Genomic DNA, 17218 nt, shown 5'->3' with positions numbered 1-17218 from the left:
CTTAATCTATTTGTGTTACTGGGATTGCATCAAGCTGCCATTTCCACGTTTGTTTAGTGGTTTCTACAGGCAGCATATCAATACAGTCAACAGGACAAGGTTCAACACATAAATCACAGCCTGTACATTCATCAATAAGTACAGTGTGCATCTGTCGTGTTGCACCGACAATAGCGTCAACAGGACAGGCTTGAATACATTTAGTACAGCCGATACATTCATCCTCACGAATGTAGGCTACGGTTTTAACTGGCTCAGCCTGTTCGCCGCCAGCTAGAGGCTTAGCCTCAACCCCCATTAAATCGGCCAGTTTTTTAACGGTGGCTTCACCCCCTGGTGGGCATTTATTAATTTCATCGCCATTAGCAATGGCTTCAGCGTATGGTCGACAGCCAGGGTAGCCGCATTGGCCACATTGCGTCTGTGGTAAAATAGTATCTATTTGCTCAACAATTGGGCTTCCTTGCACGCGAAAGCGTACGGCGGCAAAGCCCAAAATCAAGCCAAAAATTAGTGCTAGCGAACCAAGCGCTAGCAACGCATAAAACAAGGTCATGTTAAAACTTCACTAATCCAGTAAAACCCATAAAGGCCATAGACATAAGGCCTGCGGTGATCATCGCAATCGATGCACCTTTAAAAGGAGAGGGGACGTCTGCGGCAGCTAAGCGCTCACGTAGTGCGGCGAATAATACTAATACCAAAGAAAAACCAACGGCAGCACCAAAACCATATACCGCTGATTGTAAAAAGGTATGATCTTCTTTGATATTCAATATGGCAACGCCTAATACCGCACAGTTGGTGGTGATCAAAGGTAAAAATATACCCAATAAACGATATAAAGTAGGGCTAGTCTTTTTTACGACCATTTCGGTAAATTGTACTACTACGGCAATGACTAAGATGAAGCTCATTGTACGTAAAAAAGTAATATCTAACGGAATCAAAATATATTGATTTACTAAGTAGCTTGTAACAGATGCAAGTGTTAGTACAAAGGTGGTAGCTAATGACATACCAATAGCAGTATCCAATTTACCAGATACTCCCATAAACGGGCATAGGCCTAAAAATTGTACTAAAACAAAGTTGTTAACCAGCACGGTGCCAATTAACAGCAAGACATATTCTGTCATATTCGCCTCAAGCTATAATAAACGCCGACATTATCCTTTTTTCTTGCTGGTTTAACAACACATCAGCGAGAAAAAACCGGCTTTTGTAATGATACTTACTAGTATTTATACTTATGCAAGAAACAATGTGTGGTTTCAGTGGGACGAATAGGGCAGTTATAAAAATTTAAAAGGCGAATAAAAGCGCCTTTTATAAATGAACTTAATTAGATATCTTTCGGCTTCTCGATGTAATAGCCTTGAACACCATCTAAACATAGGGTTTCTACTATGTGTTTTTCTTCTTGGCTTTCAACACCTTCGGCAAATACACTGACACCGATACGGTGTGCTAAGTCGACCATTAAACGCATAAAGTATTGGTTATTTTTATCTTCTTCTAGGCCCCGAGTATAGCTTGCATCCATTTTTATGAAGTCTGGTTTTAAGTCACGGAAAAACTTAAATGATGTTAAGCCAACACCAAAGCGTTCAACAGTAATACGCGCACCTACTCGGTGCACCATATCAATAAAACGCTTACTGGCTTTTATGTTTTGCTGTAGGCCGAATTCACTAACCTCAAAAACCAGCTTAGAAGCGATATTGGTGTCTTTCAATAAACGACGTTCAAGCCAAATGACAAATTGATCGTTATGCGCGCTTGACGCTGTTACGTTAATACCAAAATATTTCTCTGAAAAGTTACGGCTCTTAATTTTTTCTAAGGACGTATCGATAATTAGCCGATCTATTTCAATGGCCATATCAAGCTTTTCAGCCATCGCTAAAAAGGAGGCTGTAGGTAATACTTGGTTTTCTTCAGTTTTAAAGCGTACTTGTATTTCAGCATAGGCTTTTACGCTCTTGCCAATGGGCATAATACTTTGCATTACCAAATGGACACGTTTAGACTCAATTACTTCATTAATAACCTTACGCCAGTTCTGATTACCAAACCCAGCACTTACATTATTCATTAAGTCACTCTCGCGCTGTACATGCCACGCATTTGCTTGCTTCGACTGCGCCATACTCATGGCGTTATCTACAACCGAAAGCAATTCACCCAGCGGTTTTCCTTTTTCGTAACCTACAATACCTGTGTTTGCGACAGAGCTTAACTCTTGATTTTGCTGATACTGAGTAAAGCGTGACTGTAAATTATCACCAAAGCGCTCTGACTCTTTTAGTGGAACATTAGGTAAAACGACCGCAAAATCAGAGCTGTTTAAACGGAAAACCTTACTTCCCGTATAAGTACCACTAATATGCTTAATGATATCTGCAACCGCTTTAACGTACTCGTCACCTTTTTGGTAGCCTCGGGTTTGGTTAATAGACTGCAGCTCGCTACAGCGAATCATAGCAAGCGAGCCAAATGTGCTTTTTTCACTGTTTTCAATATGCTTCTCATAATATTCAACAAACATATTACGGTTACCCAACTCGGTAACTATGTCTTTATAGGCTTCTTGTTTTATGGAGTGGGCTGCATTTTGGATGTCTTCATGCTTAGATTGCAAAAAGTGAGAAAGCCGATTAAAACTCGGTACTAAATCGGCGGCAAGTTTCTTAAGTTTTGTATTATCAATAGAGGCTTCTAAGCCATTACTAACTTGGTTTTGATTTATATAAACATCAACAATTTCAGCAACGGTCATACTTATGTTGCGATTCAATCGCTTCAGCATGGCTTTCATAAAAATCACAGGGATTATTGCCATTAACCCTGATATTAAAATAACAATAAACAGTGCTTGCTGAAGCAACGTGCCTAAGTTATGGGCATTGATCAAGAATTCAACTTTAATATCAGATGCTTTATTTACAGCAAATTGGGGGCGGATCGAGTCAAAACTTTGCGCTATAAATGCTGCGAAACTAGGCAAAGGAGTAGGGGATTGAATATTAATGAGCTCTTTACCTTCATAATCCCGCAAGATAAAAGATGAAAAGGTCGTTCCGTCTGCTAGAGCTTGTTGGATCCTTTGCGGAGAAATTTCGTCAATTGTATGATTGTTTATATAATTACTCACAACATTTTGTGCTTTCTTTTGCGCCGAGCTTGCAGCGCTATCGAAAGCAGAAGCAACAAAATAGCCGCCCGCACTTGCTAATAACAGCCAAGAAATTAGTTGTATAAATATAAGTTTTTTAAAACCAGCCATGTTTTAGTCTTTCAGTCGTTCAAAGGGAAGGAATCAAGTCCTTGATCAGTCAAAGATTTTATTTGTTTGGTTGTATTATAACAAAAATTATTTATTTGACAGTTGTAGAGTAGAGGAATTATTCAGAAAAGTCTAATGGATTCGTCAAGTTGGCTCCCCCTCCCCGACTCGAACGGGGGACCTGCGGATTAACAGTCCGTCGCTCTAACCAACTGAGCTAAGGGGGAACTACATTAACTTTATTTATATGATTTGGCTCCCCCTCCCCGACTCGAACGGGGGACCTGCGGATTAACAGTCCGTCGCTCTAACCAACTGAGCTAAGGGGGAACAATAATCATATTACATAAACTTGGCTCCCCCTCCCCGACTCGAACGGGGGACCTGCGGATTAACAGTCCGTCGCTCTAACCAACTGAGCTAAGGGGGAATCGTTTATGGCTGAAAAACTTGGCTCCCCCTCCCCGACTCGAACGGGGGACCTGCGGATTAACAGTCCGTCGCTCTAACCAACTGAGCTAAGGGGGAAGCGTCATGCCTTTCAACGGGGCGAAATATTAATGATGGAGCCGCAAAGTGTCAACATAAAAACTTCATAAATTCAAAAAAGTAGTCTATTCGATGTTTTTATGTTCGATCTGCGTGTTTTATAGCTACAGTCGTACACTTTATAACGTATAAATATGTTAGAAAAGCATAGGTGATTTAAAACTTTTCGATTTGAACTTGCCTGGAGAAGTCATTTTTAAATACAAAATATTGTGGTTATCCTTGTGATACGCAGCAAAATCACAAAAAGTATGCTTTATGGGTATAAATAGATTATTTAGTTAATTTAGCATCACTCACTACATAATTTTATTTAATGAGTCGTGTAATTTTCTCTGAAAACTTATAGCTGCTTTAAACATTTGTTTAACTCATTACTTGTAGTAAAGCGTTTAAAACTATAAAGCCAAATAATATCATGATGTTGCATGTTTTATGAAGGTGGCGGTAAATAGCTTTATACCTTCATAAATCTGCAGCGGTGCATTTTCGTGTGTTTTTTAAGCGGCTTGCTTGAAATGCGATAAAGTTAGTATTTGCCAACATAATGCTAAACTGAAAACTTTAGTGCAGTTGTACGCCTTTATTAATGCGGGTTTGCGAGAGTTATCCACGGTTTCTGTGGATAACTCTGTTTATGAAACTTTAAGAACACTGCCTGAGCCTGATTTTTCGGGCGCTGTGAGGATATCAAGTATTTAAAACAGTTTTTTTATTTCCTTTTAAAACAGTTATTTAAAAAATGGCTGGGATAAACAGGCTATTCATGAGCAAATTTATTCGTGACGATTAAAAGCCAGCAATTTTTGTGTAAAAATACAGCGGTTGCAGCCTTATTTTTGTAATAAAGGTTACAAAAATGTATTTTTATTGTTTTTACCCTAGATTGACTGATATTTTAACTAAACAGCTTGAAATAGTAAGTTTTAGTAAAAGGTATTGAGTAAACATAATAAATAAGCAAAAGTTGCGCTAAGCAAGGAATCATTTGATAAATGCATGGCTTGATAGGGCATCATGCTTTAAAATGATAAGCTTAATAAAAGAGGCTTATTTATTCCCATGCGCGCAAACTTGCAAACAAACACATCACCTGATTTATTAAATGCTCCCATTACTCCTACGCTGAAACGCATGACGATTCCGATGATCTTCGGCATGATCACGCTCATGATGTTCAATCTTGTTGATACTTTTTTTATCAGTTTACTTGGCACAGAACCTTTAGCCGCAGTTAGTTTCACGTTTCCAGTTACTTTTACTGTGATTAGTTTAGCTATTGGGTTAGGTATAGGCACATCGGCGGTTATCGCTAAAGCACTGGGAAGTAACAACATTGAAGAAGCGCGTTTTGATGCCAGCATGGCGTTGGTTATTGCTGTAGTGATGGTTTTGTGTTTGTCACTTTTTGGTTACTTAATGCTTGAGCCCATTTTTACATTACTCGGAGCAGGGTCGCAAACATTGCCGTTAATACATGAATATATGGGTGTTTGGTTTCTGGGCAGTGTCTTTTTAATTACCCCTATGGTTGGTAATTCGGTATTGCGCGCCAGTGGCGACACAAAAACCCCCAGTATTGTTATGGGAGGAGCAGGACTCATCAATGCAGTCCTTGATCCGGTATTAATATTTGGCTTTGGCCCAATTCCGGCACTAGGAATTCAAGGTGCAGCAATTGCCAGTGTTATAGCGTGGGCGGTTGCAGTGGTGATCATTTTATATATATTAGCCGTGAAAAAAGATTTATTAAGTCTACGAGCTAAAAACCAAACACCATTGGCATCAATAAAAAAGATTTTAAAAATTGGCTTTCCGGCTGCTGGGGCAAACATGTTAACACCCATAGCAATGGCAGTAATGACGGCGTTAGTAGCTAGTTATGGCCCAGAAGCTGTGGCTGCATTTGGGGTTGGTAGCCGTATTGAATCAATAGCGAGCCTTGTGGTGCTTGCGCTATCTATGACATTACCGCCTTTTATCAGCCAAAACTTTGGCGCAGGAAAATTAAGCCGGGTTAAAACCGCCTACAGCACAACCTTAAAATTTGTCATGGTGTGGCAATTTATTATTTATTTATTATTGATTGCTTTTTCAGGTTTGATTAGTCAGTTGTTTGGTAAAGAGCAAATGGTTATCGATGTTATAAAATTATTTATTTATACATTACCACTGAGCTATGGTTTTCAGGGGGTGATTATATTATCTAACTCTTCATTTAATGCCTTACACAAGCCAATGAATGCACTTGTTTTGAGTGTTATCCGTTTGTTTATATTTTATATACCGTTTGCGTATGTGGGCAGTTTAATCGCTGGAATGGCAGGGCTATTGGTTGGTGCTGCTATTGGTAATGTATTGACCGGGATTGTGGCATATAAATGGTTTATAAAGGAGCTTAACGCAATTGATCAGCAACCAGTTAAGGAGTGCCAAGTATGAGTGATCATTTCCAATTGCAGTCGCAATTTACCCCAAGTGGCGATCAACCCACTGCAATTGCCCAGTTATGTGAAGGTTTAGAAGCAGGGCTTGCACATCAAACCTTACTAGGAGCAACAGGGACGGGTAAAACTTTTACTATGGCGAATATCATTAATGATTTAAATCGCCCGACCATTATTATGGCTCATAATAAGACCTTAGCGGCCCAATTATATGGTGAAATGAAAGAGTTTTTCCCAAATAATGCTGTGGAATATTTTGTTTCTTACTATGATTATTATCAGCCAGAGGCCTATGTTGTCGCCAGCGATACCTTTATCGAAAAAGATGCTTCCATTAATGAACACATAGAACAAATGCGCTTAAGTGCAACCAAAGCTTTGTTAGAACGCCGTGACACAATCATTGTAGCCTCAGTATCTGCCATTTATGGTTTGGGCGATCCAGATTCATACATGAAAATGATGCTGTTATTAAAAGTAGGCGAAACCATTGACCAACGCGATATGTTACGCAGACTAGCCGAATTACAATACACTCGTAATGACATTGACTTTAGCCGAGGTACCTACCGTGTGCGTGGCGAAGTAATTGATATATTTCCTGCTGAATCTGATACCTACGCAGTACGTGTGGAAATGTTTGATGACGAAATAGAGCGTTTAAGTATTTTTGATCCACTTACGGGTGCGGTTGAAAAGCATGTGATACGTGCCACCATTTACCCGAAAACGCACTATGTTACACCTCGAGAAAAGATTTTAGATGCTGTTGAACATATCAAAGCCGAACTTAAAGAGCGTCGAGCGCAATTACTCAGTGCTAATAAACTAGTAGAAGAGCAGCGGGTTGCACAACGCACCCAATATGACATAGAAATGATGACCGAACTTGGTTATTGCTCAGGTATAGAAAACTATAGCCGCTATTTATCGGGCCGTACGCCTGGCGATCCACCACCCACGTTACTGGATTATTTGCCTGACGATGCATTAATGATCATCGATGAATCGCACGTTACTGTATCGCAAATTGGTGCTATGTATAAAGGTGATAGAAGCCGTAAAGAAAACTTAGTTGAATACGGTTTTCGGATGCCATCAGCCATGGATAATCGACCACTTCGATTTGAAGAATTTGAAGCCATTGCGCCGCAAACTATTTATGTATCGGCCACTCCTGGCGACTTTGAATTAGAACGCTGTGGTGATGATATTGCTGAGCAAGTTATTCGCCCCACAGGTTTACTTGACCCTGAAATTGAAGTGCGCCCTGTGGGCACCCAAGTTGATGATTTGCTCTCTGAAATTTATAAACGAGTAGAGATAGATGAACGGGTACTGGTCACAACACTGACCAAACGCATGGCCGAAGATTTGACCGATTACTTGAATGAGCATAACGTAAAAGTGCGTTATTTACACTCAGACATAGACACTGTTGAACGGGTTGAGATTATTCGTGATTTTCGTGCTGGAGTGTTTGATGTATTAGTCGGCATTAACTTGTTACGAGAAGGTTTAGATATGCCCGAAGTGTCGTTAGTTGCGATACTTGATGCTGATAAAGAAGGGTTTTTACGTTCGGCTCGTTCGCTTATACAAACTATTGGGCGTGCAGCAAGGCACTTAAATGGCCGAGCAATTTTATATGCTGATCGGGTGACAAAATCGATGGCCAAAGCGATGGATGAAACTCAGCGTCGTCGTGATATCCAACATGCTTATAATGTAAAGCATGGTATAGAGCCTAAAGCATTATTGAAGAAAATAACCGATATTATGGATGTGGGTGAGCAAGCAGGTCCACAAGATAACCTAAAACTTATTCGTAAAGAAACAACACAGGTTCTTAGTGCAAAAGAGATTGCCGAGCAAATTAAACAACTTGAGAGCAGAATGCACGCCTATGCGAGTGACCTTGAGTTTGAAAAAGCCGCGTCAGTACGCGATGAAATACACGAATTACAGCAACAGTTGATTAAAAATGCATAACTTTTCTCCTCTTATCAGTGCGCTTGAAAATGCACCTCTTGCCGCCAATGAATTGTGCCGTGTTTTTCATGGTCGTGGTCACAGTGTGGAGCACTTGAGTCATTTAAACTTAGACTTTTATCCTCCTAGCTTATTTTTAGTTTCGTATGCAGAAATAGACGATGCAACCATAAGTGCACTCACCGAGCAATTATGGCTATGGGTACAAAAGCATGCATCCGATCATATTACAGCAATGGTGTACCAACAGCGCGCAGGTCTGCAAACAAAAAATATGCTATTGCAGGGGGAGCTACCTACACCCCATACGGTTAAAGAGGGGCCGAGTGAATTTATTGTTGATTTAATGAGCCGTCAAAATACGGGGATTTTTCCTGATATGCGAAGTGGCCGTGAGTTTGTATATAACAACAGTCAGCATGCAAAAGTACTTAATTTGTTTTCTTATACTTGTGGCTTCTCTGTCAGTGCAATGCAAGGTGGCGCCTATTCAGTCATTAATATGGATATGAATAAAGGTGTGTTACGTACAGGCAAACAAAATCACCAATTAAATGGTTTTGAGCGTGGTGTGAGTTTTTTACCCCATGATATTTTAAAATCTTTTGGTAAATTAAAAAAAGCGGCGCCATTTGATTTGATCATTGTTGACCCACCAAGCTTCCAAAAAGGCAGTTTCATACTCACTAAAGACTATCAAAAAGTCTTACGGCGTTTACCTGAGCTACTAAATAGCAGCAGCCAACTTTTACTCTGTGCAAATAGCCCTGAACTGAGTGAACATGCATTTAAAGCTTTGATTGCAGAGCATACACAAGGCGCAATCGAGTTTGTCGAGCGTCTTGCTCCTACAGCTGGCTTTATTGAAATTGATAGCGACCGCAGTTTAAAAGCCCTTGTTTATAAAACTTCGGCAACGCACGGCTTAAATGAAACTGAGTAGTCGTTTAAGTGCCATCAATGCCTTAATCACTCAGCCCTATGATGTGATTTGGGATTGTTGTTGCGATCACGGACTTCTCGGTATGGCCATTCTCAAGCGAGAGATAGCCAAAAAGGTCATGTTTGTTGATATAGTACCTCAGCTAATGAGTGAGCTTAATTATAGACTTACACGCTATGCATCAGCACAATCTGGTAGCGATTGGCAAGTATTGTGTAAGGATGTTGGCAGTATTGCACTTGCAGAAAATAAAAAGCAGCTGGTGATTATTGCAGGTGTAGGTGGTGAGTTACTACTTGCGCTAATACAACAAATTATTGCCAACCATAGTCAGCAAGTATTAGCTAAAATAAGCTTTATTGTCTGTCCGGTTCATCATAGCTATAGCTTAAGAGAGGGACTAGATGAGCTTAATTTAGGCCTTATATCAGAACAAATCATTGTGGAAAACAAACGTTTTTATGAAGTACTGCAGATTAGTTTTGCAAGCACAATTAAAATAACCGCAACGGGGAGTGCTATGTGGGATTTGAGTAATAGAGACCACAGTAATTACCTAAATAAACTACTTCAACATTATACGCGAATGGCGCAACAGAGCCCGCAACGTTTTGAAAAAGTGATCAATGATTATAAGCTACTGCTCAATGGTTGAGTGATCTATTTCGTACCTTTAATTCGTAACACAGAGATTCCTTGTATGAATTGAAGTAAATATGAATCGTCAAACAATGAGGCCTACGGGCAATAATAATGAAAAATGGCCCCATAGTTATGAGCAACCTATCTCATATGCACCACTGGTTCAACTCACGAACAACAATTGGGTCGTGCCGCAGCATTTCTTACGTTATAAACATACGTTAGCATCAGTAAGCGAAGTGCTTGGAAAAATTAATTTTTCAACTCATTTTACAGTTCTCGCAGCACAAAAAGATAACCAAATATATTTACAAGTGGCGGTGCTGAGCCCTGATAATTATCAAACTAATACACAAAGCCCGAATGCTAAAAAGTTACTTTTTGGTCGCCGCTGGTATGTTGAAGATAATTTACCTACTTCCGAATTAATTCAAACAGCATTTTTAGCGTTAAAAATTGCTAGAGAACATGAGGTTAGGGAGCTATTTCAGTTTAATCATGAGCACGGTACCAGTACACCATTTAATAATCATCACGATCTTCCTTTGATGGCAGATAATCCGGCTTTAGTGCATCAAGGCGACGATGAAGGATCCGATATAAACATGGTTTTAACTCGTTGTTTATTTGCAGGAGAGCACCTTAAATTAGTATCAGTACAGAATCTTGATTCAGCTTGTTATTTATATCGTCTTCAGCTTATGTGTAGTGCGTGTCAGCTTAGTGAGTTTAATAATGCAATTATTACATTTGTGGTTGCTGATAATACAAGTAATGGGTTTTTACATGGCTTAATGAATGCGCTGGTTTGTAAAAGCCACGAATATGTTAGTGAACAATTTAGCTACGCAGGATTAGCTCGCTTCAGTAAATGCATCGCAGTTGAAAAAGTAGGGGAGTTGAGCATCAAGCTCAGATCGCACAATGTTTTACAATTATGCTCGCTAGGTAAGCAGCAGGCTAATATACTCAATTTTGAAATCGACAGTGCCCGCGCACCACAGGGTTGTGATAGCGAAATTACGGGGTTTTTAGCCGCTCATGGTATCGAGCGGCCAGAAAACGCACACTTGTACTCAAAGCAGTTTAAAGCCGATTAATTTCTTGTTTTACGTTATAGCTAGAGTCGGTCACAATAGCTTCAAGTGTTTGTACTCGTTCTTTTAGTGCGCGTACTTCAGCATTCACAGCCTCGAGTTGTTTGTTTGCATCGTTATTGTTGTTTTGCATTTTATGCTTAAACTCGAGGTGTTTTTTGTACATATCGTATATGACCCCTGAGCCAACAGAAATAAATACAATTAACACAATCATCGTAGTACCTGACATAACTTTTATTTCCTTTATCCGTTTTTATTAGTATAAAGTATAACCTGCTTTACGCACCTAGAAAGCTGACAATTGTAACTATATTTGTATTGCTAGCCTTAAGTGCCCACTAATATCGTATACAACTTAGGCACAAGCGTAACCATCTAAAAGGATATATATGTTAAATAATAAAATACCGCCGGTGCTGGTTGTATTGTTTTTCGCCGGACTAATGGCTTTAATTGCCCATTATAGTGTTATCGATTTTAGCGCTTTTATTACTTACATTGCTGTTATTTTTGTAGGCATAGGCGTTATTTTTTGCATCGCCGGTGTGGTGAGTTTTCGTCTCGCAAAAACCACTGTTAACCCGAACAACCCTGAGCAGGCCAGCGAACTTGTAACTAAAGGCATTTATAGAATATCACGTAACCCTATGTATGTTGGCTTTGCGTTTATATTATTAGGGTGGGGCGTATGGCTTATGTCTATTTGGGCCATCATTTGTATAGTAGGTTTTATCGCGTATATCACGCAGTTTCAGATCATCCCGGAAGAGCGGGCACTAACAAAGATTTTTGGCCAACAATATGTTGATTACATGAATCGAGTGAGGCGGTGGTTATAGGTTAATAAGCAATAAAAAAGGCTATCGATGATAGGCTTAATATCCAAACCACCTCAAAATGCAGAATTCAGTATCATAAGGTGGCTTGGGTATATTGTTACTTATAGCTCATATTCGAGCGGGTCTGTGACATCGTTAAGTTTGAATGCCTCTAGACGTTCTTGGCACGCACCACATTTACCACAAGCCTTTTCTCGACCGTTATAACAGGTCCAAGTTTGGCTGTAGTCTAATCCCATTTTTATACCATCAGTTAGAATATCAATCTTGGTATTGTTTAAGTAAGGACTAAAAATCTCAACTGCATCGTAATTAGCAATTCGGCATAAATCATCCATTTTTTTCACAAACTCAGGGCGACAATCAGGGTAAATAGCATGATCGCCGGAGTGGGCACCATAATAAACTTGGCTGGCTTTAAGTGAAACAGCATAGCCAACGGCTAATGACAGCAAAATCATGTTGCGGTTAGGCACGATAGTGCTTTTCATGCTTTCTTCTTCGTAATGCCCTTCAGGCACATCAATATCGTCAGTTAATGATGAGCCGCCAATGAGTTGGTTGATAGCAGAAATATCAACGATTTTATGTGGAACGTTAAGTTTTTCACATACTTGTGCGGCGACTTTAAGCTCTTTAACATGACGCTGACCATAATCAAATGACAAGGCATAAACATCGTGGCCCTCTTGCAGGGCTTTATTTAATACGGTAAATGAATCCATACCGCCGGAATAAATCACAACTACTTTTTGCGTCATATCTGTTTTGCTCTTAGTTTTAATAGAGGTTTATATCAGGGCGCGATATACTACACGGCTGGAGCATAAATAACAATTTTTGCCCGTGCTTTTTGATTTCTATTTTATCGCTATTTTCATCCGATAAAATACCAAGTAGTAAGTGAGATAACGTTTGTACAAAATAAATGAAGTATTTGAAACAATCCAAGGTGAGGCAAGTTTTACTGGCACTCCTTCAATATTTTTGCGTCTGCAAGGTTGCCCTGTAGGGTGTGCTTGGTGTGATACAAAACAAACTTGGGATGTTAATAACGTATATAAAGTTTCACTAGATGAGACGGTTGAAAAAAAAGCCGACTCAGAGCATTGGGCAGATGCATCAGCTGAGCAAATTTTAGCGCTTTTTAAATCGCGAGAATATCGTGCAAAACATGTAGTGATCACCGGTGGTGAGCCATGTATGTACGACTTAAACCCAGTCTGTGAGTTACTCCATGCAAATGGGTTCAGTACTCAAATAGAAACCAGTGGTACCTTTGAGGTTTTAGTGCCAGAGCAAACTTGGGTTACTGTATCGCCAAAAATCAATATGCGTGGTGGTTACGAGGTACTCGCTTCAGCCATGCAGCGAGCGAACGAGATTAAGCATCCAGTTGCTATGAAAAAGCATGTAGAAGAGCTGGAAGTGCTATTTGCTAAAACGGGAGTGAACCCTAAATTGGTTTACTTGCAACCAATTAGCCAGAAAGTGACTGCAACTAAATTAGCCATTGATACTTGTATCGAGAAAAATTGGCGTTTATCAGTACAAGTCCATAAGTATTTAGGGATAAATTAGAGAGTTTGTGGGTAGCTAGTTTATTTATTACTTTTTTGGTTTAATAAATAACTGGTTACAAGCCTTTATTATTCAAACTTATTAGCAGGTATATCTTAGCTAGAGTGCCTATTTTAAGGCAAGTTAAAACGCCATTCTGGAAACAGTGCTGTAAGAGATATCTTACAATGCTGTGAGCGTAATCAGTTAATGACTATTTATAATTAAGAGTAATTGTTGTAGCGTATTGATTTATAATAACTTTGTTTGTTTTTCAAAAATGTTACATGAAAATAATTGTTATTTACTACCTAGCTCAAAACTCATAATTAAGTAAACTTGAATACATCAAGACGATACAGACTCAATGAATGAGCTGTTGCCAAGGAAATGGAATACGGCAAATTAGCATGAAGCTAGGCAAGAAGCCATATGGACAAGCTTACATGGATAGCAAGGATGAATTAGGACACTGCCAGGAAGCAGTATATTAGCGGAGCTAATGAAAAGGATTACCAAAAGGGATTAGATTACAGGAAGTAATAGGAGCGCTTGGAAGCGTAGGATAGCCAAGATGGCAAGTGGATAACACTAGGACGTGTAGGATATCGCATAGAAGCGATGTGAGGGTGTATTTTGGATGTATACCCGTTCAGGGGAAGATAAAAAAGGTAGCTTCGGCGTAGGTATGGATGCCTGATTATGGATGAAGTCAGATTGGGGCGTAACTATAAGTTACGCCTTAGTTTTTTGCATTGATTTTATTCAAACTCTATTCATAATAACTTTCTAACTTTCTAACTTTCTAACTTTCTAACTTTCTAACTTTCTAACTTTCTAACTTTCTAACTTTCTAACTTTCTAACTTTCTAACTAGAGCTTATGCGGTGGAACAATAACACTTTTTAGCATTTCATTTTCCATGACTAACACGCCTTGATAGACGCTTTGACCATCACTGGAAAATTCAAACATAAACTCACTTTTAATACCTGGTTTACCATTTCTCAACAGCCCAAAACGCCGTTTAATGCATGCGACACTCATTAACTGAACCTGTAATTGTTCACTTTGACGCTTAGCATGGTTATTGGCAGCTTCTGCCACTTTTCGGTTTAACCAAAACAAATATATTACGCTGCCAATAAAAATGAGTGTCCACAAACTAGCCATATTATGAGAATAACCTTCCAATAGCGCGGGCGAGGGTTTCGCTGCGATTTTCTTTTCTTAATAAGCCTAATAGATGCGGGCGGATAGCTGGAATTGCAACTAAGTCTGCAAAGATACTTGGAAATAATTCGTCAATGCCTTGGTGGTGCGCGCACTTATCCATAAAAACATGTAAACGTTCAGGCTCTTCTAATACATAGAAGCAGCGCCCCGCGATGGTGAGTAAAACATCAGACTCAAGCGCTATTTCTGATGCTAAAATCTTATCTACTAGCTCGGCTGTTAAACCTTGTGCTTGAGATTTTGACGCTGCACGTAGTGCGCATATTAATGCAATTGTGTCTTTATTATTAATAGCGTCAAATGCAAACTTTGATAGCAGCTCTGTTAAACTGGTTGGGGTTTTTACATGTTCAAGCATAGCACTCAGTGGTTGCAATACCTCTAAAGGCAAATGCTCCCATGCATTTTCTAGGCTAACTAAGTTATTATCGTGTTCTAGGCGCAAGGCAAAATCTGCAATTCCCTGTACCGCAACACTTTGCCAATTATCAAAACCAAGTTTGCCGCTAAAGTACATTTGCGCATACTCATAATATTGTGAAGCTGGTTGCTTAAGTAACACTTTAAGTTGCGCATTAAACGCGGCTAATTTATTGGCGTTTGGTGTAAAAACATAGGGGTTATTATCAAGCTTTCCTTCAGCGCGATCACTCGTTAAATCGTTACCTAGGGCCTCGATAACCATATTGGCAAAATGATCTCGACTAGCACAGACAAGTTTACTTTGTTCATCTACTGGGAATTTTAAAAACCAAACGTATGGTTCTTTGCTCGCGCTAGTATCCCAAAATTGAATTGCAATCCAAGCATGTCCTGCAAGTGGATATGGGTAGGGGATTTGTGCCTGCTCGATAGAGTTAAATTGTTTTTTATCAAGCTTTGTTATGTGCCGGCCGATATCAAATGCACGCCATTGTGTTCCAGCACCATCTAGGAGTTGGCCTAAGGTTGCGATTTGTTCAGTCATAATGGTCTCAAAATTTTATACTGCAATATGGCAGAAATTATACGCCATAGCTGCTTTTGAGGGAACAGGGTATAATAAGGGATTATAAGTGAAGAGGTGACAATGAATTTATTAATTCAAGACTATTTGAGACAGCTTGAATCATTATTGAAGCAGTATCAGCTTTGGCAAAGTGAGCCACTTGATGTGCAAGCATTTCACTCTAAGCTACCTTTTTGCCATGACACGATGGCGTTTGAGCAATGGCTGCAATTTGTGTTTATTGAAAAAATGCGTGTCCTTGTTGCCAAGCAGCTGCCACTCCCGAGTAATTTTGCTATTGCACCCATGGCGGAGCTTATGCTCGCTAATAAATCCGGTGGCACAGAAGTGACTGCATTACTAAAAAAATTAGATACTGTTTTTGGAAGCCCGAATGAGTGAACGCCCTGAACCAATTGAGTTTGGTGAATTAGAAATTTTATACCGTGATGAAAATTACATTGCGATTAATAAACCCTCAGGGCTGCTCGTTCACCGCTCTTTTTTAGATAAACACGAAACACAATTTGCTATGCAAATGCTGCGCGATCAGATTGGCCAACATGTTTTTCCTGTACATAGATTAGATAGGCCAACCTCAGGCGTATTATTATTTGCGCTTAGCTCAGAAGCTGCGCGTGATATCAATCAATTATTTATTGATAACCAAATAACTAAACGTTATTTGGCTTTAGTGCGTGGTTTTGCTCCCGAAGCGGTATTTTTAGACAAACCGCTCAAAGAAGAGCTAGATAAAATAGCCGACAAATTTGCTGACCAAAACAAGGCAGCTCAAGAGGCACAAACACAGTTTAATTGTTTATACCAAGCTGCTTTGCCAATTCCAATCGGTAAATACCCCACAGTGCGTTACTCATTAGTGGAATGTTTGCCAAAGACTGGGCGAAAGCATCAGATCCGCCGGCATTTAAAGCATTTATCATTACCTATCATCGGTGATGTTAATCATGGGGATAATCAGCATAATCAGTTTTTTCGGCAGCATTTTTCACTGCGCCGGTTAATGTTATTTGCAACCGAGCTTAACTTTGTGCACCCTTACACCAAGCAAGATATAAAAATTAAAGCGCCTCTGGGTGACGAAATGCTGAGTATTTGCCAGCAACTCGGTTGGCCAAACCTAGAAAAGGATTATTAATGGCAATTATTAGTATATTTGTAGGCAGTGTGTATGGCGGCGCTGAGCGTTTAAGTGATGAAGTCATAGGGTTAATTGAACAATCAGAGCACCAAGCAAAGTTGATTAATGTGCCAACGATTGAAGAGGTAAAATCAGCGAGTCATATATTGGTGATTACCTCAACCACAGGGCAAGGTGAGATCCCAGATAATTTAGCCCCGCTTTATGATCAGCTTAATACTCAATTTCCAATGTTAACTGGCAAACCATACGGCATTGTTGCTATGGGTGACAGAAGTTATGGCGACACTTTTTGTGGTGCAGGGCGTAGCTTTGATGAACTGTTTCGTGATTTACAAGCAAAGCCAATTGGCCATCGTCTAGAAATAGACGCTTGTGAAGACTTTGAACCTTGGCCTGTGACAGAGCCTTGGTTAAAACAGTGGCTGACAAAATTAACTTAGTAAAAAAGCGCGCATGAGCGCTTTTCTT

General features: G+C 39.7%; 17 protein-coding genes and 4 tRNA genes. 10 read left to right on the top strand and 11 right to left on the bottom strand.

The features are described 5' to 3' along the window. Position 1: 1 nt before the first annotated feature. The 7 genes from rsxB to NQT69_RS06435 all read right to left on the bottom strand — a co-directional run bounded on the left by rsxB (position 2) and on the right by NQT69_RS06435 (position 3817). Entirely contained in the window at positions 2-556 is a 555-nt protein-coding gene (rsxB, locus tag NQT69_RS06465; RefSeq protein WP_099295825.1) for an electron transport complex subunit RsxB, read from the bottom strand. Between the two features lies 1 nt (position 557). Continuing rightward, the gene (gene rsxA / locus NQT69_RS06460; protein ID WP_256826866.1) at positions 558-1139 is read right to left on the bottom strand and encodes an electron transport complex subunit RsxA; all 582 of its coding nucleotides are present in this window, start codon (positions 1137-1139) and stop codon (positions 558-560) included. A 206-nt stretch (positions 1140-1345) separates the two neighbouring features. Then, positions 1346-3289: an EAL domain-containing protein gene (locus NQT69_RS06455; RefSeq protein ID WP_256826865.1), complete on the bottom strand. Its 1944-nt coding sequence runs from the start codon at positions 3287-3289 to the stop codon at positions 1346-1348. A 150-nt stretch (positions 3290-3439) separates the two neighbouring features. Next, positions 3440-3516, bottom strand: a tRNA-Asn gene (locus NQT69_RS06450). Positions 3517-3542: 26 nt separating this feature from the next. Beyond that, positions 3543-3619 (bottom strand) — tRNA-Asn (locus NQT69_RS06445). A 23-nt stretch (positions 3620-3642) separates the two neighbouring features. After that, positions 3643-3719 (bottom strand) — tRNA-Asn (locus tag NQT69_RS06440). A gap of 21 nt (positions 3720-3740) precedes the next feature. Then, positions 3741-3817: transfer RNA gene (locus NQT69_RS06435), tRNA-Asn, on the bottom strand. Positions 3818-4900: 1083 nt separating this feature from the next. On the opposite strand from NQT69_RS06435, the gene NQT69_RS06430 reads away from it, so the two are divergent. The 5 genes from NQT69_RS06430 to NQT69_RS06410 all read left to right on the top strand — a co-directional run bounded on the left by NQT69_RS06430 (position 4901) and on the right by NQT69_RS06410 (position 10962). Next, the gene (locus NQT69_RS06430) at positions 4901-6280 is read left to right on the top strand and encodes an MATE family efflux transporter (protein ID WP_256826864.1); all 1380 of its coding nucleotides are present in this window, start codon (positions 4901-4903) and stop codon (positions 6278-6280) included. Continuing rightward, a complete protein-coding gene (gene uvrB, locus NQT69_RS06425; RefSeq protein WP_256826863.1) occupies positions 6277-8277 on the top strand; it encodes an excinuclease ABC subunit UvrB in 2001 nt (666 codons plus the stop codon). Before NQT69_RS06430 ends, uvrB begins: the two co-directional genes overlap by 4 nt. Further along, positions 8270-9220 (top strand): class I SAM-dependent methyltransferase, encoded by a 951-nt coding sequence (locus NQT69_RS06420; protein ID WP_256826862.1) that lies wholly within the window; start codon positions 8270-8272, stop codon positions 9218-9220. The genes uvrB and NQT69_RS06420 overlap by 8 nt, the downstream gene beginning before the upstream one ends. Continuing rightward, a complete protein-coding gene (locus NQT69_RS06415) occupies positions 9207-9875 on the top strand; it encodes a tRNA (adenine(22)-N(1))-methyltransferase TrmK (RefSeq protein WP_256826861.1) in 669 nt (222 codons plus the stop codon). Before NQT69_RS06420 ends, NQT69_RS06415 begins: the two co-directional genes overlap by 14 nt. A gap of 61 nt (positions 9876-9936) precedes the next feature. Next, on the top strand, positions 9937-10962 hold the full coding sequence (locus NQT69_RS06410; protein WP_256826860.1) for a hypothetical protein: 1026 nt from the start codon (positions 9937-9939) through the stop codon (positions 10960-10962). On the opposite strand, the gene NQT69_RS06405 is transcribed toward NQT69_RS06410, so the two are convergent. Further along, positions 10949-11191 (bottom strand): hypothetical protein, encoded by a 243-nt coding sequence (locus NQT69_RS06405; RefSeq protein ID WP_256826859.1) that lies wholly within the window; start codon positions 11189-11191, stop codon positions 10949-10951. The genes NQT69_RS06410 and NQT69_RS06405 overlap by 14 nt on opposite strands. A 160-nt stretch (positions 11192-11351) precedes the next feature. Here NQT69_RS06405 and NQT69_RS06400 point away from each other — a divergent pair, with 160 nt between their 5' ends. Continuing rightward, a complete protein-coding gene (locus NQT69_RS06400; RefSeq protein ID WP_256826858.1) occupies positions 11352-11801 on the top strand; it encodes a methyltransferase family protein in 450 nt (149 codons plus the stop codon). Between the two features lie 101 nt (positions 11802-11902). Here the strand turns inward: NQT69_RS06400 and queC are convergent, their stop codons facing one another. Further along, on the bottom strand, positions 11903-12586 hold the full coding sequence (gene queC, locus NQT69_RS06395; protein WP_372822958.1) for a 7-cyano-7-deazaguanine synthase QueC: 684 nt from the start codon (positions 12584-12586) through the stop codon (positions 11903-11905). Positions 12587-12716: 130 nt separating this feature from the next. Here queC and queE point away from each other — a divergent pair, with 130 nt between their 5' ends. Further along, positions 12717-13382 (top strand): 7-carboxy-7-deazaguanine synthase QueE, encoded by a 666-nt coding sequence (gene queE / locus NQT69_RS06390; RefSeq protein ID WP_256826856.1) that lies wholly within the window; start codon positions 12717-12719, stop codon positions 13380-13382. Between the two features lie 852 nt (positions 13383-14234). Here the strand turns inward: queE and NQT69_RS06385 are convergent. After that, a complete protein-coding gene (locus NQT69_RS06385; protein WP_256826855.1) occupies positions 14235-14534 on the bottom strand; it encodes a DUF3301 domain-containing protein in 300 nt (99 codons plus the stop codon). A gap of 1 nt (position 14535) precedes the next feature. After that, positions 14536-15564, bottom strand: coding sequence for a DUF3549 family protein (locus tag NQT69_RS06380; RefSeq protein ID WP_256826854.1), 1029 nt, complete (start codon positions 15562-15564; stop codon positions 14536-14538). 102 nt (positions 15565-15666) lie between these two features. Between NQT69_RS06380 and NQT69_RS06375 the strand changes: the two genes are divergently transcribed. The 3 genes from NQT69_RS06375 to NQT69_RS06365 are packed head-to-tail and all read left to right on the top strand — an operon-like array spanning position 15667 to position 17190. Next, complete coding sequence (locus tag NQT69_RS06375) at positions 15667-15987, top strand: YqcC family protein (RefSeq protein ID WP_256826853.1); 321 nt, start codon at positions 15667-15669, stop codon at positions 15985-15987. Next, the gene (gene truC, locus NQT69_RS06370) at positions 15980-16744 is read left to right on the top strand and encodes a tRNA pseudouridine(65) synthase TruC (protein ID WP_256826852.1); all 765 of its coding nucleotides are present in this window, start codon (positions 15980-15982) and stop codon (positions 16742-16744) included. The genes NQT69_RS06375 and truC overlap by 8 nt, the downstream gene beginning before the upstream one ends. Further along, the gene (locus NQT69_RS06365) at positions 16744-17190 is read left to right on the top strand and encodes a flavodoxin (protein WP_256826851.1); all 447 of its coding nucleotides are present in this window, start codon (positions 16744-16746) and stop codon (positions 17188-17190) included. The genes truC and NQT69_RS06365 overlap by 1 nt, the downstream gene beginning before the upstream one ends. Positions 17191-17218 lie beyond the last annotated feature (28 nt).

The organism is Pseudoalteromonas shioyasakiensis, assembly GCF_024518675.1.
In the GTDB taxonomy this organism is placed as follows: domain Bacteria; phylum Pseudomonadota; class Gammaproteobacteria; order Enterobacterales; family Alteromonadaceae; genus Pseudoalteromonas; species Pseudoalteromonas shioyasakiensis_B.
The sequence above is the reverse complement of the archived record's forward strand: the minus strand, read 5'-3'. Positions and strand labels throughout refer to the sequence as shown.

Bases quoted from the DNA above. Each gene is read 5' to 3' on its own strand.
- NQT69_RS06415 (WP_256826861.1), top strand. From the start codon at position 9,207: ATGAAACTGAGTAGTCGTTTAAGTGCCATCAATGCCTTAATCACTCAG.
- NQT69_RS06455 (WP_256826865.1), bottom strand. From the start codon at position 3,289: ATGGCTGGTTTTAAAAAACTTATATTTATACAACTAATTTCTTGGCTG.
- NQT69_RS06365 (WP_256826851.1), top strand. From the start codon at position 16,744: ATGGCAATTATTAGTATATTTGTAGGCAGTGTGTATGGCGGCGCTGAG.
- rsxA (WP_256826866.1), bottom strand. From the start codon at position 1,139: ATGACAGAATATGTCTTGCTGTTAATTGGCACCGTGCTGGTTAACAAC.
- NQT69_RS06385 (WP_256826855.1), bottom strand. From the start codon at position 14,534: ATGGCTAGTTTGTGGACACTCATTTTTATTGGCAGCGTAATATATTTG.
- NQT69_RS06405 (WP_256826859.1), bottom strand. From the start codon at position 11,191: ATGTCAGGTACTACGATGATTGTGTTAATTGTATTTATTTCTGTTGGC.
- truC (WP_256826852.1), top strand. From the start codon at position 15,980: ATGAGTGAACGCCCTGAACCAATTGAGTTTGGTGAATTAGAAATTTTA.
- uvrB (WP_256826863.1), top strand. From the start codon at position 6,277: ATGAGTGATCATTTCCAATTGCAGTCGCAATTTACCCCAAGTGGCGAT.
- NQT69_RS06420 (WP_256826862.1), top strand. From the start codon at position 8,270: ATGCATAACTTTTCTCCTCTTATCAGTGCGCTTGAAAATGCACCTCTT.
- NQT69_RS06410 (WP_256826860.1), top strand. From the start codon at position 9,937: ATGAATCGTCAAACAATGAGGCCTACGGGCAATAATAATGAAAAATGG.
- NQT69_RS06375 (WP_256826853.1), top strand. From the start codon at position 15,667: ATGAATTTATTAATTCAAGACTATTTGAGACAGCTTGAATCATTATTG.
- rsxB (WP_099295825.1), bottom strand. From the start codon at position 556: ATGACCTTGTTTTATGCGTTGCTAGCGCTTGGTTCGCTAGCACTAATT.
- NQT69_RS06430 (WP_256826864.1), top strand. From the start codon at position 4,901: ATGCGCGCAAACTTGCAAACAAACACATCACCTGATTTATTAAATGCT.
- NQT69_RS06400 (WP_256826858.1), top strand. From the start codon at position 11,352: ATGTTAAATAATAAAATACCGCCGGTGCTGGTTGTATTGTTTTTCGCC.
- NQT69_RS06380 (WP_256826854.1), bottom strand. From the start codon at position 15,564: ATGACTGAACAAATCGCAACCTTAGGCCAACTCCTAGATGGTGCTGGA.